Here is a 25,832-nt window from a genome sequence, read left to right on the forward strand (position 1 = left end):
TTTTAACGCACTAATTATCAGATTAATGACTGATTATTAGTAAGTATTCTGTTTTAGAAATCTTATAATGATATCTTGCTTATTTCATTAATAAGTGTTGACTTCAATAAAAAAAACGAATGGCTTTATTAAAAATGGGAGTTATAGGAACTTCAAAAAAAGTAGATGAAAGACGTGTTCCAATTCATCCTGAGCATATAAAAAGAATTCCTGAAAATATTAGAAAACAACTTATTTTTGAAAAAGGATATGGAAAACCTTTCAATATTTCAGATGAAGAAATATCAAATCAAACAGGTGGAATTGCAACCAGAAAAGAACTTCTAACTGAAATAGGTTCAGTTATTATTGCGAAACCTGTATTAGCCGATTTACAAGAGTTAAAAACAGGTGGAATACTTTGGGGATATCCACATTGTGCACAGCAAATGCCGATTACGCAAACAGCTATAGATAAAAAATTAACCTTAATTGCTTTTGAAGATATGTTTGTTTGGAATCCGAACGGACAAATGGGTAGACATACTTTTTATAAAAATAATGAAATGGCAGGCTATAGCGCTGTTATCCACGCTTTACAATTAAAAGGAATAGATGGACATTATGGAAACCAAAGAAAAGCTATTATTTTTAGTTTTGGGGCTGTAAGTAGAGGTGCAATTTATGCTTTAAAAGCACATGGTTTTAGAGATATTACTATTTGTATTCAAAGACCTGATCACGAAGTAAGAGAAGAAATTCTTAATGTGGAATATGTTCGTGTTAGAAAGGGAGCAATAAATGAACCTCGACTTGTTTTGGTAGAACATGATGGTTCAGAAAGACCTTTTTCAGAACTGATTAGTGAATCTGAAATAATAGTTAATGGTACGTATCAAGATACAGATGATCCATTCGATTTTGTTATTGAAGAGGAAAAAGCTAGTTTAAATCCTGGTACTTTAATTATTGATGTAAGTTGCGATGAAGGAATGGGTTTTTATTTTGCAAAACCTACAACTTTTAAAAATCCAATGATATCTATTGATAAAATAGATTATTATGCAGTTGATCACACCCCAAGTTATTATTGGGAAAGTGCTTCAAGATCTATTTCTGCTGCTCTAATTGTACATTTACCAGCAGTAATGAACGGCAGAGAAAGTTGGATGCAAAATAAAACCATACAAAATGCCATAAATATTGATAAAGGTGTTATTGTGAAAGATACCATACTTCGATTTCAAAATCGTGATAAAACGTATCCACATTTGGTGATATAAAAATTAAAATGAATAATACTTTTAAGTAACTTCTTTTGGTTTATTGAATGTTAATTATAGATTCCTGATTGATATGCTGAAATTTTAGAAATAAAGCTTTCCTAAAACAAAAACCAGTAAGGATTTACTTTTTGGAGTATCTTCAAAATTATTAGACAAAAAAATAGAAGAATAAAATAAAAGAGTTTTAAGAAAATAATATTTTTTAAAGCAAATAAAATCAATTTATTAAACTAAGCTTGTCGAAGTTTTTTATTATAAAAAAGCGAACAACTCGTTACATTTTAACTATTTAAGAAAGGACGAGTATTGTTTCAGAATCTAATTACACTACACTCAATTAATATAAATACTAGTAATTCAACATCATTCAACAAGCTAATTTATGAATAGTTCCGCTGCACAACTCTTTACGATAAGTACTTTTTTTTAAATTGAATTTTACAAGTTTTAATTAAGTAGTATTTTAAAATGTTATTAATTCTAAAAATCTAGTATTTTTACAGAAGCTATAATTACGATTCCTTATAAATGACTACTACAAAAAAAGACAACTGGAAAATTTGTAATACCTGTAAAGGTCAAGGAAAAAAAAGGCGAAGAATTCGTAAAAAAGCACTACTAAATTATCAAAAAGCATTAGATAAATTTAATAAAGAAAATACAAACACAGCTGCTCCAAAACGACCTAGAGGTCACCTAGAAGTTTGTTCAAATTGTAGTGGATCTGGTTTAGTCCCAGCAACAAAAACTACAATTCCTAAAACAGATACTTATCCGCATATTGCAATAATAGGCGCAGGTATTGGAGGTGTAGCATTAGCGGTTGCCTGTCAACATAGAGGCATTCCATTTACACTATATGAGCGCGATAGTGATTTTGATGTACGATCACAAGGGTATGGACTTACTTTGCAACAAGCAAGCAAAGCAATTGAAGGTTTTGGACTTTTCTCTCTAAAAGAAGGTGTGGTTTCTACACGGCACGTAGTACATACCACAACTGGGACTATAATTGGTGAATGGGGTATGCGAAAATGGTTGCAAGAAAATTCTAAAACAACTCCTAAACGAACTAATATACATATTGCAAGGCAATCGCTTCGTTTAAATTTACTAAATCAACTTAACAGTAACTCAGTACAATGGAATCATCAACTTATTGCACTAAAAAACAATAACGATAATTCTATAGATTTAAGCTTTAAAATTAATGACTCTTTTAAAAATACGAAAGCCGATTTGGTTGTTGGTGCCGATGGTATTCGAAGTACTGTCCGAAAATATTTATTTGGTGAAGAAACAATGCCGCTTCGTTATTTAGGTTGTATTGTAATATTAGGTATTTGTCCTTTAAAAAATATTGAAACAATTAAAAGTGAATTGCTAGATTGCAAAACAGTTTTTCAAACGGCCAATGGTAACGAACGTATTTACGTAATGCCTTTTACTTCAAACACTTTAATGTGGCAATTAAGTTTTCCTATTTCCGAAGAAAAGGCTAAAAAATTAAGTGCTTTAGGCCCTTCAGCATTAAAAAAAGAAGCTTGTAAAAGAACACAATGGCACACTCCTATTCCGCAACTATTAGATGCTACTTTAGAAACTCAAATTTCTGGTTACCCAGTTTACGATAGAGAATTATTGAAACCAGAACTATTAGAAAAAGCAGGAACAATAACACTTATTGGAGATGCAGCCCACCCAATGAGTCCGTTTAAAGGACAAGGAGCCAATCAGGCTTTGTTAGATGCTTTAAGTTTAGCAAGAAACATAACTACTGGTTGTAGCCCTTATATAAATTGGAAAAAAATTGGAATTAGAAAAAGCGTTTTACAAAATTTTGAAGAAGAAATGCTAAAAAGAAGCGCTACCAAAGTAAAAGATTCTGCCAAGGCAGCACAATTTTTACATTCAGATATAGTGCTTCATAAAGGAAATGAACCTAGAGGGCGGTGCGAAAAAAATGTCTATAAAAAAAGTGATGACATTCAAAAAAACAGGAACCAGTGACGATTTATTGTTTGGAGCACCTTATAAATTATCTGATAAAAAAGTTGAAGAACAGAATGTTCGGGTGATTAAATAGTTAAATTTTAAAAAGGAATTGTAGTAAATATTAAAATCAAATAGAGGATAATTATTTTTCAACTAATTTATAACCTGTATCCCTAAAGTAAGGCCAAATGCCATACCAATGTTTTTTCCCAAACACAATTAATGATTTTTGATTATTCTGGTTTAAAACTTTAGAAGCAACTATACTGTCTCTGTAAGAGTTTAAAGCATAATAATTATTTACAGTTTCACATTTATACTTGTCATAAAATCCAGTATTAAAATCGCATTTTGATAACATAATTTTTCCTTCTTTTTTTTCTTGAGCATTAATTAATTCTGTTAATGTTGCATCCGTATGTATGTCTAATGAGTCAATACCCAGATTTTGATTACTTTGTGAAATATATTTTTCTTTTTTATAATATTTAGGCAATGACTTATTATTCTTTGAGGTTAAATCAGTTGCTCTAAAACCACCAGTCATTTTCCTAAATTTCATTAGCAAGATTTCAAGTTCTTGTTTATTAATTGAATCTAAATCATGTTTATAATATTTTTTATCAAGTTTAATACCTTCATAATATACTATATAACCGTTATTTTTTAACGAATCTATTATTTTTTTAACTTGTGAGAAAAATTCAGGTTTTGCGACGTGTACCATTGGTAAATAAATAACTTCTTGATTACCTTTCTTCATTACTTTTAAACTATTATTTACATCATTTGGTGTAATAATATTGAGTATTAAACTACTACAACCAACAAGTAAAAAACAGCTTAGAATTAAATAATATTTACTTTTCATTTATTATTTTTAAGATGTGAATTTAAAAATAAACTCACATCTTATCTTTTAAAAGATTATAATAATGCTTTAATAATAACATCAGCATTATCAACAATTACTTGTACAACTGCATCAAGATAACAACCTGCTTTACACCAACCACGTCCTTTTATTTTTCCCCCATTCTCATCTGTGTAATCATCATTGCATTTACTTTTACAATCTGAAATACCGCCGCTACTCTTAGAGGAATAGCTTTTTGAATTATAACCACTTAACTCTAATTCATTTTTAATTAAATTGTACAACTCATCTTTTGGTATTCCAATAAAATCAATAAGATTTTGAGACAACTCAAAACTAAATTCTTCATCGTTTATATCTTCTAAAGTAATTGTTATAAAACCTTTTTGAGATGTTGCTTTACTATATACTCCTGGTTTTGAGAATTGAACTTCTGTTTTCTGTATAGTTGTTTCAATTCCTTCTAAATCTGTTGATCCTTTTTCTTCTGAGCATGAGAATATTATAGATAAAATAAATACACAACTTATAATTTTTTTTGAAAATATTTTCATTTTAATAAATTTTAATTAGTTAATAGCGCATAATTGCGCTTTATATTTTTTTAATTTTGTGAGGAGTATTACTTTTGCTTTACTTCCTCTTTTTGTATGTATTAGCTATGTCATAATAGTTATTGGTTTTAGGTTAAACATTTTATTTGCGTATTGTGTTCTTAAAATTTTACAAACAGAGGATTTTTCTGTTTAGATAATAAGGATGAGATTCCTGCTTTCGCAGGAATGACAATAAAAATGGAATTTCTGTATTGAATGAAATGAAAAATTTAAATGAGAATTTTATTGGTTTTGCATGTTTCATAGTACAACTTTTAACTCTTTTTCAAGTTAAATTTATAAAAAAAAAAAAAATCAGCAAGTTAATATTGCTTTATTTCACTAGAAAACAAAATTTTACGGATTCCTTTTACTTAAGTAGAAAAAAACCTTACTTAATTGCAAAAATGTAAGTTTTATTAGGAGTTAGAGTATAAATTTAGATTATTAATATGCTTAAAAGCTCGTCATTCTAAACTTGATTCAGAACCGCATCATAAGTGTCACTAATTTATATGAGAACCTTAATCAAGTTCAGGTTGACGAAAACGTCATATTGAGCTTGTCGAAATAGATTAACTAACTAATAAACCAACTTCGACAAGCTCAGTTTGACAAACTAGACATAATTACAACTACAAATTATACCCAATAGAAAACATTACAATTCTCGGTAAGATATACGTTTTTGAGTCCGAAATTATGTAGGACGAAAAGCTATTTTGTTGTTTATATTTTACATTAAATAAATTTTGAGCGTCTATTTTAAAACTCCAAGCACTGTCTTCATTTTTATATGAAAGCGTGCTATTTGCAATCTGATAGGTGTTTTTTTGATTAAATGTTTTGTTTTCGTAATTGTAATTTTCGTATTCAAAAGAAAAAATAAATCCTTCTAAAAAGTCGTAATCTATATTTAGGTACGGTTGGTTTGTAACAAATTTAGAAGTACTGTTACTCGATGTGTAATTACCAATACTTTGTTCAAAACCTACTTCAATTGTTGGAAATTTATCAAACAACGTTTTTACTGAAAGCGTATAACTATAATTATTACTTTTATTGGTTACAAATGACTCATTTATATTTTGAAGATAACTAGAAGTTAACACTCTTGTATTCAATCCATATTTAAATTTCTTAATTTTTTTATCAATATTTAAATTAAAAGACCAATTTTCTGATGCATTATCTACTATTATTGGAGAAATATATTGATCGGTTTCGTTAAATTGTACTGCATTTTGAAGTCCTTTAACTTTTTTAGTATAATTTATTCCTCCAAACAACATTAAACCTCGGTACAAACTAAAACGGCTGTAATACATTCTTGCAGTATGATACAACTCATTCTCTAAATGTTCGTTTCCTTTGTACACCGAATTATACGACTGTAAATAAAACCGATTTGCCAATTTTGAAGCATCTGAAAAAGCACTTTTTAACTGATAATTTAATTTTATCTTTTTCGAATTACTAAATTTAATTTCTGCTGAAAAATCTGGCAACACAACTATTTTATTACTTTTTTTAGACTCTTGCTGATTTAAATTCCAATTGTAATTATGTAAAAAAGCACCTTGCTTTAATTCAAAAATACCTGTTTTAAATTTATAATGAACGCCTAAAAATAAATCGTTTAATTGATAGTCTAAATCGTTTCCAAAACCTGCGGAAGCAAAATTATTTATAACCCCATTTTCTAATTGTTGGCTGTCTTCTGTAAAAAAAGTTTCGTTGCTGTATTTGTTTCCTACAGTTGTATAAATATGATTAAAATTATTTAACACCCAATAATGCTTAAAAACACTATGTATTGTAGTGTTTTGTATTTCTTTTTGTTGATTTATACTATAATTATCTGATTGCTCAATAGGAATTAATCCTTGTAAAATAGCGTTGTTTGCTTCCCAAAGTGTTGTTGGATTATTTTTATCGAAAGTAATATCCGCAGCAAAAGAAAACGTATGTTTATTAGACATTTTTTGATGCCATTCTATATTCTGATTTAAGTAAATTGCTTCCGCATTATTTTCTGAAAAAATTGTCCTGTCATCATTTTCAATACTTGAAATAATATTATTACTTTTTAAATTATCTGTTTTTTTAAATTGCGTTTTAAAATACCATTGTTGGTTTATTGTAGGCGCATATTCTATATTAAATTTTCCGACTCCTAAAATATTTTTACTAGTTGAAGTATTTTCTTTTTCCTCAGTAAATGCAGTGTATTCATTTACCGAAGCAATAAATGTTTCATTTTTTGAATGTGAAAAAATAGCATAACCAGAAATATCTAATTTACTATTTACCACTTTTGAAATATTTAAAGCTCCAAATTTATTAGTGCTAGTTACCAAATCTTGAGTTTCCATAAAATTAGCAAAATCAGTTGCGGAAACATTGTAAATAGAACCATCCCCTTTTAAAGCGGCACTTATACCACCTTGAAAACTCATATAATCTCTAAACGTAAAAATTTTTTCGCCAGTATTGTTTAAATTTCCTATAAAATTAACATTGGTTTTTGGGCTGTAATAAAATAAGTTACTGTGCGCTCTATAAAAATCTTTAGCACCTTTTCCAGCTTCTATATCTCCAAAGGCAAATTGTTTTTTGTCTTCTTTCAATAGTATATTCATTGCCATTTCGTCTGTATCTGATACATTTTTTAAAAAAGCAATTTCGTTATAATTATCTATTACTTGTATTTTATCAACAGCATTTGCAGGTATATTTTCTACCGCTAATTTAGAACCACCACCAAAAAACTTTTTACCTTCTACCAATAAGGTAGTTACTTTTTTACCTTGTACTGTTACACCTCCATTTTTATCAACTTCAACACCTGGCAATTTTTTAAGTACATTTTTTAGTTTACGTTCTTCGCCTGTTACAAATTTATTTGTATTGTAGGTTATAGTATCTTCTTTAACGGTTACAGGCATTTCAATTACAACTTCTTGCAATTGGTTTGGTGCATCTTTTAAAACAATATGTTGTTGCGTATTTTCTGTTGCTGTAAACTTAAAACTAGCCGTTTTAAAACCCATATAACTTACAGAAATAGTATAAACTTCATTTTTTGAGAGTTCTAATTTATACAAACCATCATTGTCCGTAATACTAAACTGTAAATTTTTAGAAACATCTGCTGGTTTTGCTATAACGTTGGCATAACTTAAAGGGTTTTGTAAACTGTCTTTAACACTACCTTTTAAGGTAATGGTTTGGGCATTTGTAAAAAAAACACCGATTATAAAAAACCCTAAAATAGCACTATATTTTTTAAGCATACACTAAATTCTTTCAAAAATATTTATCTCTTAATAAAGCCACCCATCATTTCTCTAATTCTTTCTTGATATTTCTCTTCTGTAATAATTTTACCTTTAAATGGTTTAATTATAGGTTTTTCTTTAGGAAACAAAACAATTTCCGTTGCAAAAAAGGTATAATGTGTATCTTTTAACTCCAATACTAACCCAGGTAAACCAACAAATTGTTTCGGACCAGAGGCTACTGATATTTCTGGAGTATACCAAGCTATTATTTCGAATGTATATACACCCGTTGAGTTTTTATTTGTTACGCTAGAAATCGCTTTGTAGCATAAATAATTATTAATTTTTTTAGTCTCTTGTGTTAGTATCCATTTTATATTTGATGGTTGTGTTTCTACTAATATTTCTCCATCAACTTTTCTCAATTGTATATCTTCATTCAGGTCGCAATAATAGCTGCCGTTACTTATTAATTTACTTGCAATTGACGCTCCTTTTGGTTTTAATCCATTATCCAATTCATCCTTTACGGAGAAAATTGATTTTTTATTTACAAATTCTAATTTAAACTTAACATCAGCAATAAATTCATATAATCCTTTATACATGTCCTTTACATTCTTTTTTGCATTATTTCTCTTAGTAATTTCATTATTATTTGGTGTGAATTTATAATAAACACTACCATAAATATCTTTGTTTTGTGCAATAATATTTATTATTGGAAAAATAATAAATAGAATTAATGTTATTTTTTTCATTTTAATTATTTTAAATTACAAAACAAAATAAAGAGGAGTTATTGTATTACTCCTCCTTATTTTATTAATTATCGTTTTACTATATATTACCAGCAGCATCAATTTCTTCCCAAGAATATCCCATGCAAAGAGCATATGCCAAATTCATATGATTAAATATTGATTCGTCAGAACCTCCTGCCTCTGCCTCAGATTCTCCAGCATCAAATGCTGCCTCATCACTTGAATCTAAAACTTCAGTCTTACTGTCTAATGATAAAACAGTATTTGATTCAACTTTAGAATTTGCATTGACAAAACTTACAGTTGCAAATACAAATACCATACTAAAAATTATTTTTTTCATTTTAATAAAATTTAAATTAGTTAATAGCGCATAATTGCGCTTTAATATTTTGTTAGTTCTGCGAGGAGTATTACTTTTGCAACACTTTCCTCTGTTTGTATTTAGTAGCTATGTCATAATAGTTTCTGGTTTTAGGTTAAACATTTTATTTGCGTATTGTGTTCTTAAAATTTTACAAACAGAGGATTTTTCTGTTTTATAAATTAACATCCATTTTTTAATTATTCGAATATTATTTTAGTTTTTACTCAAAATCAAAATAAGGGGTACAATCAAATACAACTTTTAATTCATTGCTTTAAAATTAGCTTACTACCAATTCTTTTTAATTCTTCTAATGTTACTTTTTCTCCTTTAGTGGGTTTCGAGATTTTATACTTTTTATCTATCTGATTAAATTCAATTTTTGATGCAACAAACTTTATATTTGAATCGCTAATTTCTAATATAAGTCCTGGAAGGTTACAATACTCGGCAGGGCCAAATGGAAAATTTAATTCAGGAGAGTACCAAGCTGTTAACTCAACTTTTTTATTCTTACCTTTAACAACTATATTTTTTTCTCCAATAGCTTTATAACAAGTATATTTTCCAATTTTCTTACTTTTATTTTGAAGTTGCCATTTATAAGCATTTATATTATTAGATACTAAGAATAAACTGCCAAATGCTTCTTTCTCCCAAAGCTGTTCTTTAGTTTTAAAATTTGTGTAAACGATATCTCCACCTCCTCCAAGTTTTATAAATAATTTCTTTCTCCTGTTGTTATCTTTTTTTAAAATATCTTGAACTTTAAACAATGATTCACTTTTATTACATGTTAAGTAATATTCTACATTTTTAAGTTCATTATTTTGTTCATCATCAAAATTTTTAACTCTTTTAAGCTGATTGGCATCTTTTATTTTTTTTGACTCACTTAAAATACTATTCTTTTTGTAGGTTACAAATAAAACATTCTCTTGAGAAATTGATTTTAAATTAAAAAAAAATGTAACCGTAAAAAATAATAATACTTTTATTTTCTTTGATTTTATATTCATTATTAGAGTTTTATGACCCTTACCAATATCAAATAACATTGATAAGGGTAACTAAATGTATTAATTAACACTAAAAAGAAAGTTTTTTAATGATTTTTTTTGAAGTTAGCTAATAATATCTTGTAAATCAGTTAACTTCACCTTGTACCTTTGGAATTTTAAGACTGTATTTTAAAAAACATAATCAAGTGATATAATTATCATATAACACTATATGCTTCATATAAAACCATAATTTTCTTAATCAAATGCACAAAACATTTTTAATACTATACTTCTTGGTCAAGTCCCAAACACTGTTCGTAGTAGTAATTTGTAACATCCCAATAATCCCAATCACTCCAATTAGCACCCGTATCTTCTTGCAATTGATCAGTCTTATCCCAAGCATATTCAACACAATCATCTCCTAAGCTTTCATTCTCAACTTTTATAGTAAAACTATTGAGAGTCAGTGAAATTACAAATACCATTCCTAATATTATTTTTTTCATTTTTATAAAATTTAAATTAGTTAATAGCGCATAATTGCGCTTTATATTTTTTTAATTTTGTGAGGAGTATTACTTTTGCTTTACTTCCTCTTTTTGTATGTATTAGCTATGTCATAATAGTTATTGGTTTTAGGTTAAACATTTTATTTGCGTATTGTGTTCTTAAAATTTTACAAGCAGAGGATTTTTCTGTTTGGATTATAAGGATGAGATTCCTGCCAAAGTTTATCTTGAGCGAAGTCGAAAGGCAGAAATGACAGTTTAAAAATTGACAACTGTTTAACAGCGTTTCGACTCTACTCCGACTCCGCTCAGTAACCACGCTCAACGACAGTTTAAAATAAAATGGAAATTTTATAGGTTTTGGATGTTTCATAATGCAATTTTTAACTCTTTTTCAAGATAAATGTATAAAAAAAAAAAAAAAAACTCATCAAAATATTATTGCTATATTTTATTAAAAAAAAACAATTTATGGTTTTACCTTACTTATAGTGTGGAAAAACCGTACTTTAATAAAACTTGTTGGCATTAAATTAATAGTTACATTTACAAAAACTAACTCATTTATAAAATGACTCAATTCACATTAATTATTGCAAGTATTTTAGGAGGATTATCCGTTATTTTTGGTGCTTTTGGAGCGCACGCTTTAAAAAAAAATCTAACAGAAGAACAATTAAAAAGTTTTGAAACTGGTGTAAAATATCAAATGTACCACGCAATTGTTCTTTTACTTATTGGTTTTAATATAAAGTTAGAAACAGCTTCAGAAACATATATGGTGTATAGTTTTATTGCTGGAATTGTTTTATTCTCTTTTAGTATTTATGGTTTGGTAATTTCTTCAGCAAAAAATAAAAAACTACGATTTTTAGGTCCAATTACACCGCTTGGTGGCTTACTATTAGTTTGTGGTTGGTGCTTGTTATTTTATACTATTTTAAATATAAGCTAACAATAAACTTATAATAATTAAGGCTTTATCAAAAAGATTGCCACGGTCCTACCTCCCTCGCAATGACGAATTATAAATGCTATTTTTTTTGTAGATTTACCACTAAATCAACTCTTCCATTAATGAAAAACAACACTTTTAAAGTAATTGCATTAATATTAACAATTACTACACTATTTTTTTGTAAAAACAACAGTACTGAATTCACCCAAGAAAAAACAAATTATGTTCAAGAAAATTACAACAAAATAGAAACTTCCATCACTATGCGCGATGGTGTTAAACTATTTACCTCAATTTACACACCAAAAGATACTAGTAAAACCTACCCTATTCTATTACAACGCACACCTTACAGTACCAGACCTTATGGAGCAAATAAGTTTAAAACCCGTATTGCGCCAAACGAACATTTAATGAAAGAAGGCAATATTGTGGTATATCAAGATGTGCGTGGGCGTTGGATGAGTGAAGGAACGTATGATAATATGCGTGCCTATATTCCAAATAAAAAAGACAGCACTTTTGTTGACGAAAGTTCCGATACGTATGATACTATTGATTGGCTAGTAAAAAATATAGAAAACAACAACGGAAATGTTGGTACTTGGGGAATTAGTTATCCTGGTTTTTATAGTACGTATTCAACTATTGATGCGCATCCTGCTTTAAAAGCTGCATCACCACAGGCTAGTATTGCCGATTTTTATTTCGATGATTTTCACCATAATGGAGCTTTTTTATTGAGTTATTTTAGAGCAGTTCCATTGTTTGGAACTCCAAAAGATACACCTACTGATACAGCATGGTACAAAATTCCAGACCTTAAAACAAAAGATCAATATCAGTTTTTTTTAGATGCTGGTCCTTTAAGTAATTTAGATCACTTTTTTGAATATGAAAAATTAGACAATCCTGCATTAAAAAACAGTGAGAACACAAGCGATTTCTTTTGGAATGAACTGAAAGAACATCCAAATTACGACGAAGTTTGGCAAAGCAAAGGTCTTATTCAGCATTTAAAAAACATTAAATCTTCAGTTGCAACTATGGTTGTTGGCGGACAATTTGATGCTGAAGATCTATACGGTCCTTTAGAAACCTACAAAACCATAGAGAAATACAATAAAGACAATTATAATACTTTAGTTTTTGGACCTTGGAGTCACGGACAATGGGCAAGTACCAAAACAAATAATAGTGTAGGAAATTATTATTTTGGCGATTCTATTTCAATAAAATTTCAAGAGCAAATTGAAACCAAATTCTTTAATCATTTTTTAAAAGGAAATGGAGATAAAAATTCTGGACTACCAGAAGCCTATGTGTACGATACTGGAAAAAAAGAATGGAATAGTTATAATGCTTGGCCACCAGAAAATTCTGAAAAAGAAACGTTTTATTTAAGTGATAATCAAGAATTAACTTCTAAAAAAGGAAAAGAAATAGGTATTCAATTTATTAGTAATATTAAAAAACCTGTTCCGTATTCCGAAGATATTAAAACGGTTTTTACACCTAGAAAATATATGACAGATGATCAACGTTTCGCTGCTAGAAGAAGTGATGTGTTAGTTTTTGAAACCGATTTTTTAGATGAAGAAATTACAATTAGTGGAGAAATTTTAGCTAAATTACAAGTAGCAACAACTGGAACAGCTGCAGATTGGATTGTAAAAATTATTGATGTACATCCTTCAGATTCTAAAGAAAATAATAAGGATATGCAAAATCATTTAAAAATGAGCAATTATCATTTAATGGTGCGTAGCGAAGTTATGCGAGGAAAATTTAGAAACAGTTTCACCTATCCAGAACCTTTTATTCCAAACAAAAAAACTGCTGTGAATATTAAATTACAAGATATACATCATACATTTAAAAAAGGGCATAAACTACAAATTCAAGTGCAAAGTACTTGGTTTCCGTTAATTGATTTAAATCCACAAACGTATGTAGATAATATTTTTAAAGCTAAAGAAGAAGATTTTAAAACACAAACACATACTGTTTTTACATCTTCAGCAATTGAGTTTACAGTGTTAAAATAAAAAATTGTATATTATATATTTAAAACATATTTTGTTTTTTTAACTAATTGTCAATTCTACATAGATTGGAATTTGTTTTTATAACATGTAGATTCCTGCCGAAATTTATCTTGAGCGAAGTCGAGAGGCTGGAATGACAAGAATACTAAAATTTATATCTTATGAAATATTCTACTTTATTTTTCAGCTTTATAGTAATGCTACTAATTTCTTGTAAAGAAAAACCTTCAGAAAAATTAGCTATGCAAATGGTAAATAATACTCATTCTTCTTTTGAAGTAGAAACCATTGTTAGTGATATGGATATTCCTTGGAGTATGGCTTTTTTACCTGATAATTCTCTATTAATTACAGAATTAAAAGGTGAATTAATTCATTTTAAAAACGGTGTAAAAACTAGTATTAAAAATGTACCAGAAGTTTTTGCTAGAGGTCAAGGTGGTTTATTAGATATTGAATTAGATCCAAATTATAGCAAAAATGGTTGGTTGTATTTATCATACGCTTCAAACATAGAAAACGATGGTAATGGTGGAAATACAACTATTATGAGAGCAAAATTAAAAGATGGTGCTCTAACTGAAACCAAAGTATTATACAAAGCTACTCCAAACACAAAAAGCGGAACACATTTTGGATCTCGCATAGAATTTGACAAAGATGGTTATTTATATTTTTCAATTGGGGATCGTTATGTTAGAGATGAAAATCCACAAGATATTACTAAAGATGCCGGAAAAATTTATAGAATAAACAGTGATGGTACAATTCCAACAGACAACCCTTTTTACAATACAAAAAATGCTAAAAAGGCAATCTATTCTTACGGACATAGAAATCCACAAGGAATGGCAATGCATCCGGTAACTGGTGAAATTTGGATACACGAACACGGTCCAAAAGGTGGTGATGAAATAAATATTATAAAAGCTGGTAAAAATTATGGATGGCCAAAAGCATCTTTTGGAGTTAATTACAGCGGTACAAAATTTACTGATAAAACTTCTATTAAAGGAATGGAAAACCCTATTCACCATTGGACTCCTTCTATTGCGCCAAGCGGAATGACATTTGTTACAAGCGATAAATATCCAAACTGGAAAGGAAATGTACTGGTCGGTTCTTTAAAATTTCAATATATAAGTCGTTGTGTTATAGAAAACAATAAAGTAGTAAAAGAAGAAAAATTACTAGAAAATATTGGTCGTGTACGTTGTGTACGTCAAGCTCCTGATGGTTATATTTACGTGGCTGTCCAAAATTTAGGAATTGTACGTTTAACACCATCACTTTAAAAAATTATTAATGACAGATTTTCCAGTTTCAGCCTCAACACTTTCTGAAAATCATCTAGGTAAATTTGTAATAGAAAACTATAATTTACCTACAAATAGTACTTGTAAACTATATAGAACAGGTATTAACCATACATATTTTATCACAACTAATAACACCAAATACGCGTTAAGAGTTTACAGTTATAATTGGCGAACTAAACAAGAAATTGAAGAAGAACTTGAACTTTTAAATAAATTAGCTACTCATAATTTAAGTGTTTCATTTCCTATTAAAGATAAAAAAAGAGAATTTATTCAAAAAATAAACGCTCCTGAAGGCACTAGATATGCCGTACTATTTTCCTTTGCTGAAGGAAAAAAAATACGATTTATGACTCCTGAAACTTGTTTTAAAATTGGTAACCTTATGGCGAGTTTTCATAAAATTACGCATAACAAAAACATAAATCGTATTAATTATACTACAGAAACATTGGTTAAATTACCTTATAAATACGCTTGTAATTATTTTTCTGAAGCATTACCAGAAATGAAATTTATAAAAGAACATGGAAACTTAATTAGTGAAATTTTTAAACAAGTTGACACAACTCAAATTAAAAGTGGAATTGTACATTTAGACATTTGGTATGATAATATGAATATTACAAATGAAAATGAAATTACCATATTTGATTTTGATTTTTGTGGAAATGGTTGGTTACTATTTGACGTGGCATACTTTACAAATCAACTTTTTAATATTGAAACTGATAAAAAAGATTACGAACTTAAATTAAAGCATTTTTTAGAGGGATATCAAAACATTTTAACTCTAACAAATACTGAATTAACATTACTTCCAAGCGCTGCAGTAGCAACACAATTATTTTATTTAGGCGTACAATCTCAACGGTTTGACTGGTCTAATATATTTTTAACAGAAAATTATTTAAAAATGTATGTTAACCGTATAAAATCTTGGATTAATTATTCTAAACAATAAAGAAAATATTAACAGTTTGTAATATAAAATAGGCTTAATTTATTTATTTTTGGAATTCAAATTTTTTAAATATGAAGCCTCTTTCAAGACTCACATTATTCACTTTTATTTTATTGTTAAACCTTCAAATAAATGGTCAAGAAAAAAAACCTTTAGAACTTTGGTATAACACACCTGCTGTTGATTGGATGACAGAAGCATTACCTATTGGAAATGGTTATATAGGCGCTATGATTTTTGGAGACCCAGAAGAAGAACACATTCAATTCTCTGAAGGAACCTTATGGTCTGGAGGACCAGATTCTAATCCAGATTATAATTTTGGAATCCAAAAAGATGCTCATAAAAACTTACCTAAAGTTAGAGCCTTATTAAAAGAAGGTGCATATAAAAAAGCTGATTCTTTAGTTAAAAAATCATTTGTTGGTAAAATAAATAAAGGTAAAAAATACACAGCTGAATTTGGAGATTATGGTTCTCAACAAACTATGGGAGATATTTTTGTAAAAGTAGCACATAAAAAAGGTGAAATTACAAATTACAAACGTAGCTTAGATATTAGTGAAGCCATAGCAAAAGTACAGTTTGAAGTAGATGGCACCACATATAATCGTGAATTTTTTGGTAATTACCCTAAAAACCTAATGGTTTATCAATTTTCAAGTTCAGAAAAAACCGATTATGAAATTCGTTTTAAAACACCACATGCCTTAGTAAAAGAAAATTTCACTAACAGTACTTATAGTTTTCAAGGAAAAGTTCCAGATAACGGAATGGGGTTTGAAACTAAATTACATTTTAAAATTTCTGAAGGAACCTTAAGTTATAAAAATGGAATTATTTATATAAAAGGAGCAAAAGAAATTACCATTTTACATGCTGCTGCAACATCGTTTTCTTTAAAATACCCAAATTACAGTGGTACAAATTTTAAAGCGATTAATGCTAAAAATATAAAAAGTGGCGCTTCAGTTTCATACAACAATCTAAAAACTGAACACATAACAGATTATACAAACTTATTTAATCGAGTTCAATTTAATCTAGAAGGAAATTCTTTTTCAGAATTACCAACAGATAAAAGATTAGAAAATTATTTTAAAACCAAAGATGCTGTTGGTATAGAGGTTTTATACTTTCAATATGCTCGTTATTTAATGATTTCTGGAAGTCGACCAAAAACAATGTCTATGAATTTACAGGGTAAATGGAACAACTCTACAAGTGCTCCTTGGGCTGCAGATTATCATAGTAATATAAATTTACAAATGGTTTATTGGCCTGCTGAACTTACAAATTTATCGGAGTGCCACATGCCTTTTTTAAATTATATAGAAAGTCTTGTAGAACCAGGTAAATTGGCTTCAAAAGAATTTTTTAACACAAGAGGCTGGATGGTAAACACCATGTGTAATGCTTTCGGATATACATCACCAGGATGGGGAATTCCTTGGGGATTTTTTCCTGGAGGAGCAGGTTGGTTTTCTCAACATTTATGGGATCATTATGATTTTACACAAGATTCTGAATTTTTGAAATCACAAGCATATCCAGTTATGAAAGAAGCTGCTTTATTTTGGATTGATTATTTAACTTTAGACGATCAAGGTAATATAGTTTCTACACCTTCATATTCACCTGAACATGGTGGAATTTCTAATGGAGCATCTATGGACCATCAAATTGCCTGGGATTTACTTAACAATTGTATTAAAGCTGCAAAAGTTTTAAATATTGATGATGAATTTACAAAAAAGGCAAAGGAAGTTAGAGATGCTATTTTAAAACCTCAAATTGGTAGTTGGGGACAATTACAAGAGTGGAATGAAGATGTTGATGACCCAAACAGCAAACACCGTCATATTTCACACCTATTCGCACTCTATCCTGGAAACCAAATATCTACAACAAAAACGCCTAAATTGGCTGACGCAGCTAAAGTTACTTTAAATGCCAGAGGTGATAGTGGAACTGGATGGTCTTTAGGTTGGAAGGTCAATTTTTGGGCACGACTAAAAGATGGAAACCGTGCTCATAAATTACTTCAAAATTTATTAAATCCTGTGTATTCAAAAGAAATTAGAATGGCAAATGGGGGTGGTACTTATCAAAACCTATTGTGTGCGCATCCGCCTTTCCAATTAGATGGAAACATGGGTGGTGCTGCTGGTATTGTAGAAATGCTACTACAATCTCAAACTGGTATTATTGAGTTATTACCTGCACTACCAGATGCTTGGAAACAAGGTGAAGTTAAAGGACTAAAAACTAGAGGTGGTTTTCAAGTTGATATTGAATGGAAACAGGGAAAACTTACCAAATCCACAATTAAAGGAACACCAAATAAAAAAGGGACTTATAGCATTAAAAATGGTAAAACCAAAAAGTTTAAACTGAATAGCAAAGGTTATTATAAAATCTAATAACTGTTATATACAAGCAAAGCCGTTTTTTACAACGGCTTTGCTTTTTTAATTACTTTTTTATTTTGAAGAAAATAAAGTTGGTTTAAAAGTAAACATCATCCAAACCCAAGAATTATTTTCGTCTTTATCACCTCCTTTAATAATTTCCATAGAATCGGTAGCAAACATTTTAGAGTACCCAACATTAAACATAATGTCATCAGAAATTTTATAGCCTAGATTTAAATCTATTTCAGTACCTAAATTATTATCTTCTTTTGTAGTTCCATTATAAATATCAGCTGCAGATGAGAAGAAATGAGGAATTAACGCGGCAGAAAACTTATCTTTTTTATAAGAAAAAGCTACATTAACATCAACTAAACCCACAGAGTTTAAATGATTTCCAACATAAAAATAATCCATCCAACCGTTAAATTTATGGTTTGTACCAAACAGAGGATTGAACGATTTAACATCTGAAGAAGTGTCGTTTGTATCCTTACCAGATAGCATTTCAATTCCAGCACCAATAGCAAATTCTGAAGAAATTTTATAATTTAAATTAACTCCAACATAATTAGCAGAAACATCATTTCCTTTTAAACTTCCCCCTTGTAAATAAGCAGAAAGATCTGCTCCAAAATCACCTTCGAAATAGGTTAATCTTGTACCTAAAGTTTGAGAATAATCTACTGTTTGATCACCAGATTCTAAATATTCAACTCCATTATTTAATGCTAAAAGACTAATGCCTAAATTAGTTACATTTGTATGAAACCAAGCGTATTGAAATGTTTTATAACCCGCAATATTACTGTATAAATTGTCGATGCCAGACTGACTATCAGCATTTAAAGCAAAACCTAAATCTAATTTACTTTTTTCCGATAATTTAAATTTTGCTAGCATAGCATCGTGGCTTCTTGCTTGTTGTGCCCACCCCACATTTCCAAAAATTCTACTATCGTCGTATACAATTTCTTGACGTCCTAATTTTAAAGAAAAATTTTCAGATAATAATACTTCTGCCCAGGCTTCGTGTAACATAGTAGCATTATCATCGGCACCTAAAGTACTAATGTCTCCCCAAACTCTTACATTTTGCAAAGAAACGCCTAACTTTATTTTATCTTGTGTAAAACTAAAATTTAAACGTGTACGCTGCGATACAAAATTTGCACCATCTGCATCGGTTTGCATTAAAGTCCCAAAACCGTGTTTGTTTTCAAAACGAGGTCGTAATTCAGCTGATAAATCAAACTGTTGAGCTGTTAAATTAGTTACTATAAAAGTTACTAAAAGAGTTAAAATTAATAATTTTCTCATTGGTTTTTGTTTTAATTACATTCTTTCAAACATTTAAAGATCTTTTAATCTTTTAAAATACTAAAATACAGTCATAAATCATATAAAACACTGATTTTTATCAATTTATTAAAAATTATAAAATTAAGAGACTTATTATTAAAAAGAGTAACACACAAAATAACAGTGCAATTTTCCAAAACAAATGAGCTTTTCGTACTTCCATAAAATAAAATGAAACTCCATAAAACTTAACAACTGCAATACCTAAAATAAGTAGTGCAGCAGATTTAATGCTTAAGGCCGTGTTAGAAATCAAGGCAGTAGTAATTGTAAGTAAAATGAGTACAACCCAAACTTGTAAAAATATTTTATTTGTCATTATATTAAAAAATTAAATAAATTATAGGAAACAATAGCAACCAAATTAAATCGCACATATGCCAAAATGAAGCACTTGCTTCAAAATCTTCAACAGAAGTGGTTATTTTTTCTTTTTTTAAACCTCTATAAACACTGATTAAAATTACCAAACCAACAATTACATGGATCACATGAAATAATGTTAGCATCCAATAAAATGAAAAAAAGGTGTTGTAGTTTATAGTATAACCACCATCAATCTTAAGGTAATATTCAACAGACTTTAATATTAAAAATAAAAGTCCACCTAATAATGTCAACTTTAAAAATAAAATCGTTTTTTTAATGTTAGCTTCTTTATAGCTTTGCACAGATTTTGCCATAAAAAAACCGCTTGTAAGTAAAAAGATAGTATTAACAGTTCCAAAAGTTGTGTTTAGCAACAACCTTGAATTATGAAAAACTTCGGGTTCATCTTTACTATAATAAACCATAGCAATTAATGCCATACCAAAAGTAAATAGTTCTAAATAAATTATAATCCACATAAGAATTCCACCTGGTGGATAGTATAAATTTTTATGATTTGTTGTTTGTGTTTGCATATCTTGAAATATAAAATTTTGTCAACCTAGTTTATTTAAGGCTCTTATATTGTTGGAGTATCCGTGTAATGAAATGCTGAAATAAATGCAGCATGACAGTTTAAATACTTCAATTAATCCCAATCTAACAATCTTTTTTGCCCTTCTAACTTTTTAATATCTGTAATATCTTGTGACATTTCTATTACACCTTTGTATTGTTTATTAGCATCTCTAATTGCAAAATAACGAACGTGAATATCCTGCCCTTTAAAGTTGAACCAAAACTCAGCAACATCTTTTGTGCCGGCTTTAAATTCTTCAACAATACGTAATACCATATCCACACTTTTTGGCGGATGGCAAAACTTTACTTCTCTTCCAATAATACCTTTACTTCTAGGAAATACACGATCGTCTCCCCTATTGTAAAAAATAACTCTATCATTTTCATCCACGTAAGTAATATCTACAGGTAAAAAACGCAGTAATAAATTTACTTGCTCTGGCGTCATATAACCTTCATCATAATGAAATGTATTTTCTAATGAAAAAGACAATTCTCGCTGTTTAAAATCTTTACTTGGATGTACATAAGCTTCCTTTTCAATTGCAGGATATGGAGTTGGTTTCTTTGCTAACATCCAGCCAATTTCTTCATCACCTACATAAAATTCTTTCCATTCTTCTTCACTTAATAAATCCATAGCTTTTGGGAATAAACGCATGTCTTCAATAGACATTAAACGTTTAATCCCTTCAATTAAATAAGGAATATTTGCTATAATTTTGGTCGTATTTTTTTCTGAATTATAGGTGTTTAATAAACGAATTTGATCACGTAAATTATCATGAAAAGACCACATTCCTTGACTTGGGCCTTCCCATCCGTGTTTTTCTAAATAAGGAAATAATTGATTTTCTTTACGAGCAAAGCGTTTTTCTATAGTTGATAAATGATTAAAAATATTGAAATATTTTTGAAAATCAGCTACTGGATCTACTTCGTACAATTCTAATAATAAATCTTGTATTAAGGCACTTTCTTGGTAATAAACTTTTACAGGATGCCCTTCTGGTAGTTTTTCAACTGTTGGTAAAAATGCATTCATTATTTAATAATATTTAAGGTCTTTGGTATAAGTACATTTTTTTCAAAATGCATGTATTTATGAACTTCGTGTTCTAATTGTTTTAAATTTTTATACAAATATTTAAATGAATTACACCCATCACCTGGTACTTGATAATTAGATGATAAACGTGAAATTTCTTTAAATGAATCTCCAATTAATTTTTGGGCAATTTCATTTCTTTCTACTGCTTTTTTAAAAACTTGTAATGTCTCTATTGAAACCTCTTCAGATTTTGTACTTAATTCAACAATTTCATTAATAATTGGGCATAAACTCATAATTGAATTTCTAAAAGTTTCATTGATTAGCAATTCTACATTTTTGTACAAATCATTAATTTCAAAAAGCTCTTTATGCAATTCACCATGTACATTTGTAACCTTTTCAACATAAGGAGTTATTTCAAAAAAAGTATCGCTAATTGTAGTGTGATAACCACCTTTTACTTCACTAATTAAAGTCGGAATATCCAGTTCTTCAATAGTAATACCTCCTGTAATATTTGTATTTACAATTTCAATTTCTTCTTTTAAAATTTCAAATTCTACTCCACTTTCTTTACAAGCTTTTTCTAAAGTATCTCCTCCTCCACAACAAAAATCTATTTTGTATTTGCTAAAAACATGGTCTGATCCTACCTTTTTTGAAACCACTTCAGCTACAGTACTTTCTTTAGTTATTTCCATAATTATTTGTATTTTTTATCTATATTTTTTTATCTTTTTTCTAAACTTAAGACTGATGTCTAATTTTCTCATATAACTGTACCAGTGATTGTAATAATTCAACTGGATTTGTTAATATTTGATAATGATTTTGCCCAAACATTTGAGGTAAATAATACTTTGCTTGTGCCTCAATTGCCAAAGCGTACGAATTTATATTGTGCTTATTTAATTCTCGTAATGCTTGTTTTACATCATTTACACCATATTTCCCTTCGTATTTATCATAATCGTTCGGTTTTCCATCCGAAATTAAAATCACCCATTTATTTTTGGTGTCTCGTTTGTCTAATAAAGCTCCAGAATGGCGTAACGCTGTACCAATTCTTGTATAACCACTCGGTTCTACTGCACCTACTTTAAACTTGGCTTTTTGCCAACTTTCATCAAAATCTTTAATTGTAATGTATGATGAATGATTTCTAGTTTTTGAATAAAAACAATCGATAGAAAAATCGATATTAAACTCTTCTAAAATCTCACCAAACAAAATTGAAACCTGCTTTTCTACATCAATTACACGGTTTCCAGCAGCATAACCATCACTAGACAAACTAACATCTAACAATAATAAAATGGATAAATCTTTTTCTTTTTTCCGTTTAGAAGTGTATATATTTTCTGAAGGTGTATGTCCAGATTTCACATCAACAAACAAATCTGTAATTGCATCAATATCAAACTCTTCACCTTGAGGTTGTCGACGTTGTTGCTTAAATTTATTATTTACAGTAGTCAACATTTTACGTAAACCTACCAATGTTGAACGATAGTCATTCAAGGTATTTTTGTAATAATTAACATCGGTTTTTAGCAATGTTTTTGGGTACACTTTACAAAATTCTGGTTTATACCTTCGTTTTGTATAATCCCATTCATCATATTTTATATGGTAGCCTTTATTGTCTATTTCTGCACTTTCTGAAACCGTTGTATTTTCAATAAAATCTGCCTGATATACAGAATGCGCATTATCATCTACACGAACCGTATATTTCATATTAATATCTTCTAAGGCATTTGAATGGTCGTTTAACTCATCTTCACCATCAAAATCTCTAAAATTCCCTCCAAATTCTTCGGCGGTTTCAACCTTTTCAAATTGATGTTGTAATACCGCTTCTTCTTGTTGTTTAAAATCAACTTGAACAGAAATTATTTCTTCAACAGCATTAGATTTTAAAATAGTTTTTGGCTTTTCTTCTTCAGCTTTCTTAACTTTTTCAGTAAAATTTTGTAATTTTTCTTCGGAAGACTCTTCCGGATTATTTCGCATCCATTTTCCGTAGATAAATGTAAAATCTTTTAGCTTTTCTTTTTTTTGTTTTTCAGAATAAAATTTAATAAAATTTTCGTAATATTTTTTTGAAATAGGAAATTGTTTAAACAAAGATCCCAACACTATTTTCGAACTTTCTAATGCTTTTTGTTGAGATTCTATAAGTTCATGTTCTTGATTATCGTTCCAATTCAACTCTAAATTCTTTTGAACAGACAGGTATAAAACTCGAAATATATAAAATGAAATATTTTCTTCTATTGAAGGAAATTCAAGAAACCTAGCAGGAAGAAAAAAATTAGTGTTTTTATAACCACCTTCTCTTTCAGCCTCATAAATTTCTATAGATTCACCAGTAATAGCACGTGCTAAAATTAGCAAACGGGGTTTCATGTCTGCTAAATTTACTGCACGCGAAATTGCTTGCTCCTTCTCTTTTTTCTTTCTTTTAAAGTAGTAAGCAAATTTGGTAAATATGTATTCATCTGGCTCGAACATTATTAACTGGTATTGAGATATTAGTATTGAGTATTTAGACACCTCTTAATTGAATAAAATCTTGAAATAAGTTCAAGATAACGACAATTAAATCATTAAATTACATAAATCTTTCAATGCTTCAACCACATCCAAATCATCGGTTAAAGGCTCTACAACAGCAACCTCAACGGATAAGCGTTTTGGCAAACCACTATGAATTAATTTTGCTGCATCTACCAACAAACGTGTTGAAACAGTTTCTGTTAAACCGAGTTCTGTTAAATTTCTAATTTTAGTAGCAATATTTACTAATTTTTTGGCAATACTAGTTTCAATTCCAGTTTCATTAACCAAAATTTCAGTTTCAATTTTAGCTTCTGGATAAGCAAATGAAGTTACTATAAAACGCTGACGTGTAGATGGTTTCAACTCTTTAAATCCTTTTTGATAACCCGGATTAAAAGATGCTACCAACATAAAATCGTGATGCGCTTTTACGGTTTTTCCCAACTTATCAATAAACAATTCCCTCCTGTGATCAGTTAAAGAGTGAATGGCTACAATTACATCGGGTCTTGCTTCAGCTATTTCATCCAAATAAATAATGGCACCTTCTTTAATTGCTTTTGTTAAAGGACCATCCATCCAAACTGTTTCAGCTCCTTTAATAATGTATCTTCCAATTAAATCGGTTGAAGAAGTTTCTTCGTGACAGCTAATGGTTATCAATTCTTTTTCTAATTGATGTGCCATAAACTCAATAAATCTAGATTTTCCCGTTCCTGTTGGGCCTTTCAATAAAAAAGGAATTTTATTTTTATATGCATGTTGAAATACTTCAACTTCTTTTCCAACTTGATGGTAATATGGGGTTTTACTACTCATTTTCTTCTGTTATTTCAATAATTTTTGCAATGGTTTCTTTGTTATCCACACCCAAACCTTCTTGCTGATGTACTAATTCTCCTTCAGCATTAAATACACTAATGATGTTAGAATGTGAAAAATCGATTGGTGAGATTTGCTTGTATTTTACAGCCAATACATTAGCAAATTCACGAACACCAGCAACAGAACCTTGTAAAAAAGTCCATTGTTCGTCATCCATAAAATTTTCAATAGCAAAAGCTTTCAATACTTCTGGCGTATCTGTTTCTGGATCAATACTTATTAAAACAAAGTCAATATCACCTAATAAATCCTTCGGAATTTCCTTTTCAATATTACGCATATCGGCAACTAATCTAGGACAAGCAGCTTTACACGAAGTATAAATCATTACCATTACCAAGGTTTTTCCTTTTAAATCTTTTAATTGAATGGTTTTTCCTTCTTCTGTATTCCAAGTTGATGTTAAATTAAAAATAGATTCATCTGAAATTTCATCAGTTGCAATTATTTTTGAAGTTTGTTTAGAAATTGGTTGTAAATCCATTTTACAAACGCTACAAGTTCCAGGTTCTGAATATGTTTTTTCACCTTCACATTTCATTGGACATTGATAGGTTACGTCTGCTGCTTTGTTGGAAGTATCTTTACAAGATACAAACCCAATTGCAACAACTAAAATTAGTGTTATGTATTTTAAATTTTTCATAT

At 29.1% G+C, this 25,832-nt stretch carries 22 protein-coding genes; 7 read left to right on the forward strand and 15 right to left on the reverse strand.

Going from position 1 to position 25,832, the window contains the following annotated elements; genetic code table 11:
• The first annotated feature begins 119 nt into the window (after positions 1–119).
• Together MKD41_RS07875 and MKD41_RS07880 are read left to right on the forward strand one after the other, a co-directional pair.
• Positions 120–1,262, forward strand: a complete 1,143-nt coding sequence (locus MKD41_RS07875; RefSeq protein WP_240244882.1) for a N(5)-(carboxyethyl)ornithine synthase — start codon at positions 120–122, stop codon at positions 1,260–1,262.
• A gap of 531 nt (positions 1,263–1,793) precedes the next feature.
• Positions 1,794–3,275 (forward strand): FAD-dependent monooxygenase, encoded by a 1,482-nt coding sequence (locus tag MKD41_RS07880; protein WP_240244883.1) that lies wholly within the window; start codon positions 1,794–1,796, stop codon positions 3,273–3,275.
• A 127-nt stretch (positions 3,276–3,402) separates the two neighbouring features.
• Here the strand turns inward: MKD41_RS07880 and MKD41_RS07885 are convergent, their stop codons facing one another.
• The 7 genes from MKD41_RS07885 to MKD41_RS07915 form a co-directional block, all read right to left on the reverse strand.
• Positions 3,403–4,131: a hypothetical protein gene (locus tag MKD41_RS07885; RefSeq protein WP_240244884.1), complete on the reverse strand. Its 729-nt coding sequence runs from the start codon at positions 4,129–4,131 to the stop codon at positions 3,403–3,405.
• 56 nt (positions 4,132–4,187) lie between these two features.
• Positions 4,188–4,691, reverse strand: coding sequence for a hypothetical protein (locus MKD41_RS07890; protein ID WP_240244885.1), 504 nt, complete (start codon positions 4,689–4,691; stop codon positions 4,188–4,190).
• Between the two features lie 677 nt (positions 4,692–5,368).
• Positions 5,369–8,029, reverse strand: a complete 2,661-nt coding sequence (locus tag MKD41_RS07895) for a carboxypeptidase-like regulatory domain-containing protein (protein ID WP_240244886.1) — start codon at positions 8,027–8,029, stop codon at positions 5,369–5,371.
• Positions 8,030–8,052: 23 nt separating this feature from the next.
• A complete protein-coding gene (locus tag MKD41_RS07900; RefSeq protein WP_240244887.1) occupies positions 8,053–8,778 on the reverse strand; it encodes a GLPGLI family protein in 726 nt (241 codons plus the stop codon).
• A gap of 79 nt (positions 8,779–8,857) precedes the next feature.
• Positions 8,858–9,124, reverse strand: a complete 267-nt coding sequence (locus tag MKD41_RS07905) for a hypothetical protein (RefSeq protein WP_240244888.1) — start codon at positions 9,122–9,124, stop codon at positions 8,858–8,860.
• A 290-nt stretch (positions 9,125–9,414) separates the two neighbouring features.
• Positions 9,415–10,167 carry a GLPGLI family protein gene (locus MKD41_RS07910; protein ID WP_240244889.1) on the reverse strand — a complete coding sequence of 251 codons (753 nt, stop codon included), beginning with the start codon at positions 10,165–10,167 and terminating at the stop codon, positions 9,415–9,417.
• A gap of 269 nt (positions 10,168–10,436) precedes the next feature.
• On the reverse strand, positions 10,437–10,661 hold the full coding sequence (locus tag MKD41_RS07915; protein ID WP_240244890.1) for a hypothetical protein: 225 nt from the start codon (positions 10,659–10,661) through the stop codon (positions 10,437–10,439).
• Positions 10,662–11,235: 574 nt separating this feature from the next.
• On the opposite strand from MKD41_RS07915, the gene MKD41_RS07920 reads away from it, so the two are divergent.
• The 5 genes from MKD41_RS07920 to MKD41_RS07940 all read left to right on the forward strand — a co-directional run bounded on the left by MKD41_RS07920 (position 11,236) and on the right by MKD41_RS07940 (position 18,376).
• Complete coding sequence (locus MKD41_RS07920) at positions 11,236–11,619, forward strand: DUF423 domain-containing protein (protein WP_240244891.1); 384 nt, start codon at positions 11,236–11,238, stop codon at positions 11,617–11,619.
• A 122-nt stretch (positions 11,620–11,741) separates the two neighbouring features.
• Positions 11,742–13,670, forward strand: a complete 1,929-nt coding sequence (locus MKD41_RS07925; protein WP_240244892.1) for a CocE/NonD family hydrolase — start codon at positions 11,742–11,744, stop codon at positions 13,668–13,670.
• 161 nt (positions 13,671–13,831) lie between these two features.
• The gene (locus tag MKD41_RS07930) at positions 13,832–14,965 is read left to right on the forward strand and encodes a PQQ-dependent sugar dehydrogenase (protein WP_240244893.1); all 1,134 of its coding nucleotides are present in this window, start codon (positions 13,832–13,834) and stop codon (positions 14,963–14,965) included.
• A 10-nt stretch (positions 14,966–14,975) separates the two neighbouring features.
• Positions 14,976–15,953, forward strand: a complete 978-nt coding sequence (locus MKD41_RS07935; protein WP_240244894.1) for a phosphotransferase — start codon at positions 14,976–14,978, stop codon at positions 15,951–15,953.
• Between the two features lie 71 nt (positions 15,954–16,024).
• A complete protein-coding gene (locus tag MKD41_RS07940; RefSeq protein WP_240244895.1) occupies positions 16,025–18,376 on the forward strand; it encodes a glycoside hydrolase family 95 protein in 2,352 nt (783 codons plus the stop codon).
• A gap of 60 nt (positions 18,377–18,436) precedes the next feature.
• On the opposite strand, the gene MKD41_RS07945 is transcribed toward MKD41_RS07940, so the two are convergent.
• The 8 genes from MKD41_RS07945 to MKD41_RS07980 form a co-directional block, all read right to left on the reverse strand.
• On the reverse strand, positions 18,437–19,687 hold the full coding sequence (locus tag MKD41_RS07945; RefSeq protein WP_240244896.1) for an alginate export family protein: 1,251 nt from the start codon (positions 19,685–19,687) through the stop codon (positions 18,437–18,439).
• Between the two features lie 115 nt (positions 19,688–19,802).
• The gene (locus MKD41_RS07950) at positions 19,803–20,048 is read right to left on the reverse strand and encodes a cytochrome C oxidase subunit IV family protein (protein WP_240244897.1); all 246 of its coding nucleotides are present in this window, start codon (positions 20,046–20,048) and stop codon (positions 19,803–19,805) included.
• A 4-nt stretch (positions 20,049–20,052) separates the two neighbouring features.
• Positions 20,053–20,634, reverse strand: a complete 582-nt coding sequence (locus MKD41_RS07955) for a cytochrome c oxidase subunit 3 (protein ID WP_240244898.1) — start codon at positions 20,632–20,634, stop codon at positions 20,053–20,055.
• Between the two features lie 113 nt (positions 20,635–20,747).
• The gene (locus MKD41_RS07960; RefSeq protein WP_240244899.1) at positions 20,748–21,725 is read right to left on the reverse strand and encodes a DUF438 domain-containing protein; all 978 of its coding nucleotides are present in this window, start codon (positions 21,723–21,725) and stop codon (positions 20,748–20,750) included.
• Positions 21,725–22,435, reverse strand: a complete 711-nt coding sequence (locus MKD41_RS07965) for a DUF542 domain-containing protein (protein WP_240244900.1) — start codon at positions 22,433–22,435, stop codon at positions 21,725–21,727. The genes MKD41_RS07960 and MKD41_RS07965 overlap by 1 nt, the downstream gene beginning before the upstream one ends.
• 46 nt (positions 22,436–22,481) lie before the next feature.
• Positions 22,482–24,251, reverse strand: coding sequence for a nitric oxide reductase activation protein NorD (locus tag MKD41_RS07970; protein WP_240244901.1), 1,770 nt, complete (start codon positions 24,249–24,251; stop codon positions 22,482–22,484).
• A gap of 87 nt (positions 24,252–24,338) precedes the next feature.
• The gene (locus MKD41_RS07975) at positions 24,339–25,118 is read right to left on the reverse strand and encodes a CbbQ/NirQ/NorQ/GpvN family protein (protein WP_240244902.1); all 780 of its coding nucleotides are present in this window, start codon (positions 25,116–25,118) and stop codon (positions 24,339–24,341) included.
• Positions 25,111–25,830 (reverse strand): SCO family protein, encoded by a 720-nt coding sequence (locus MKD41_RS07980; RefSeq protein WP_240244903.1) that lies wholly within the window; start codon positions 25,828–25,830, stop codon positions 25,111–25,113. The genes MKD41_RS07975 and MKD41_RS07980 overlap by 8 nt, the downstream gene beginning before the upstream one ends.
• Positions 25,831–25,832 lie beyond the last annotated feature (2 nt).

Origin of the sequence: Lutibacter sp. A64 (assembly GCF_022429565.1) — a bacterium.
Classification (GTDB): Bacteria; Bacteroidota; Bacteroidia; order Flavobacteriales; family Flavobacteriaceae; genus Lutibacter.

What these genes read in the sequence shown, in the direction of transcription:
- MKD41_RS07875 (WP_240244882.1), top strand. Translation starts at nt 120, where the DNA reads ATGGCTTTATTAAAAATGGGAGTTATAGGAACTTCAAAAAAAGTAGAT.
- MKD41_RS07880 (WP_240244883.1), top strand. Translation starts at nt 1,794, where the DNA reads ATGACTACTACAAAAAAAGACAACTGGAAAATTTGTAATACCTGTAAA.
- MKD41_RS07885 (WP_240244884.1), bottom strand. Translation starts at nt 4,131, where the DNA reads ATGAAAAGTAAATATTATTTAATTCTAAGCTGTTTTTTACTTGTTGGT.
- MKD41_RS07890 (WP_240244885.1), bottom strand. Translation starts at nt 4,691, where the DNA reads ATGAAAATATTTTCAAAAAAAATTATAAGTTGTGTATTTATTTTATCT.
- MKD41_RS07895 (WP_240244886.1), bottom strand. Translation starts at nt 8,029, where the DNA reads ATGCTTAAAAAATATAGTGCTATTTTAGGGTTTTTTATAATCGGTGTT.
- MKD41_RS07900 (WP_240244887.1), bottom strand. Translation starts at nt 8,778, where the DNA reads ATGAAAAAAATAACATTAATTCTATTTATTATTTTTCCAATAATAAAT.
- MKD41_RS07905 (WP_240244888.1), bottom strand. Translation starts at nt 9,124, where the DNA reads ATGAAAAAAATAATTTTTAGTATGGTATTTGTATTTGCAACTGTAAGT.
- MKD41_RS07910 (WP_240244889.1), bottom strand. Translation starts at nt 10,167, where the DNA reads ATGAATATAAAATCAAAGAAAATAAAAGTATTATTATTTTTTACGGTT.
- MKD41_RS07915 (WP_240244890.1), bottom strand. Translation starts at nt 10,661, where the DNA reads ATGAAAAAAATAATATTAGGAATGGTATTTGTAATTTCACTGACTCTC.
- MKD41_RS07920 (WP_240244891.1), top strand. Translation starts at nt 11,236, where the DNA reads ATGACTCAATTCACATTAATTATTGCAAGTATTTTAGGAGGATTATCC.
- MKD41_RS07925 (WP_240244892.1), top strand. Translation starts at nt 11,742, where the DNA reads ATGAAAAACAACACTTTTAAAGTAATTGCATTAATATTAACAATTACT.
- MKD41_RS07930 (WP_240244893.1), top strand. Translation starts at nt 13,832, where the DNA reads ATGAAATATTCTACTTTATTTTTCAGCTTTATAGTAATGCTACTAATT.
- MKD41_RS07935 (WP_240244894.1), top strand. Translation starts at nt 14,976, where the DNA reads ATGACAGATTTTCCAGTTTCAGCCTCAACACTTTCTGAAAATCATCTA.
- MKD41_RS07940 (WP_240244895.1), top strand. Translation starts at nt 16,025, where the DNA reads ATGAAGCCTCTTTCAAGACTCACATTATTCACTTTTATTTTATTGTTA.
- MKD41_RS07945 (WP_240244896.1), bottom strand. Translation starts at nt 19,687, where the DNA reads ATGAGAAAATTATTAATTTTAACTCTTTTAGTAACTTTTATAGTAACT.
- MKD41_RS07950 (WP_240244897.1), bottom strand. Translation starts at nt 20,048, where the DNA reads ATGACAAATAAAATATTTTTACAAGTTTGGGTTGTACTCATTTTACTT.
- MKD41_RS07955 (WP_240244898.1), bottom strand. Translation starts at nt 20,634, where the DNA reads ATGCAAACACAAACAACAAATCATAAAAATTTATACTATCCACCAGGT.
- MKD41_RS07960 (WP_240244899.1), bottom strand. Translation starts at nt 21,725, where the DNA reads ATGAATGCATTTTTACCAACAGTTGAAAAACTACCAGAAGGGCATCCT.
- MKD41_RS07965 (WP_240244900.1), bottom strand. Translation starts at nt 22,435, where the DNA reads ATGGAAATAACTAAAGAAAGTACTGTAGCTGAAGTGGTTTCAAAAAAG.
- MKD41_RS07970 (WP_240244901.1), bottom strand. Translation starts at nt 24,251, where the DNA reads ATGTTCGAGCCAGATGAATACATATTTACCAAATTTGCTTACTACTTT.
- MKD41_RS07975 (WP_240244902.1), bottom strand. Translation starts at nt 25,118, where the DNA reads ATGAGTAGTAAAACCCCATATTACCATCAAGTTGGAAAAGAAGTTGAA.
- MKD41_RS07980 (WP_240244903.1), bottom strand. Translation starts at nt 25,830, where the DNA reads ATGAAAAATTTAAAATACATAACACTAATTTTAGTTGTTGCAATTGGG.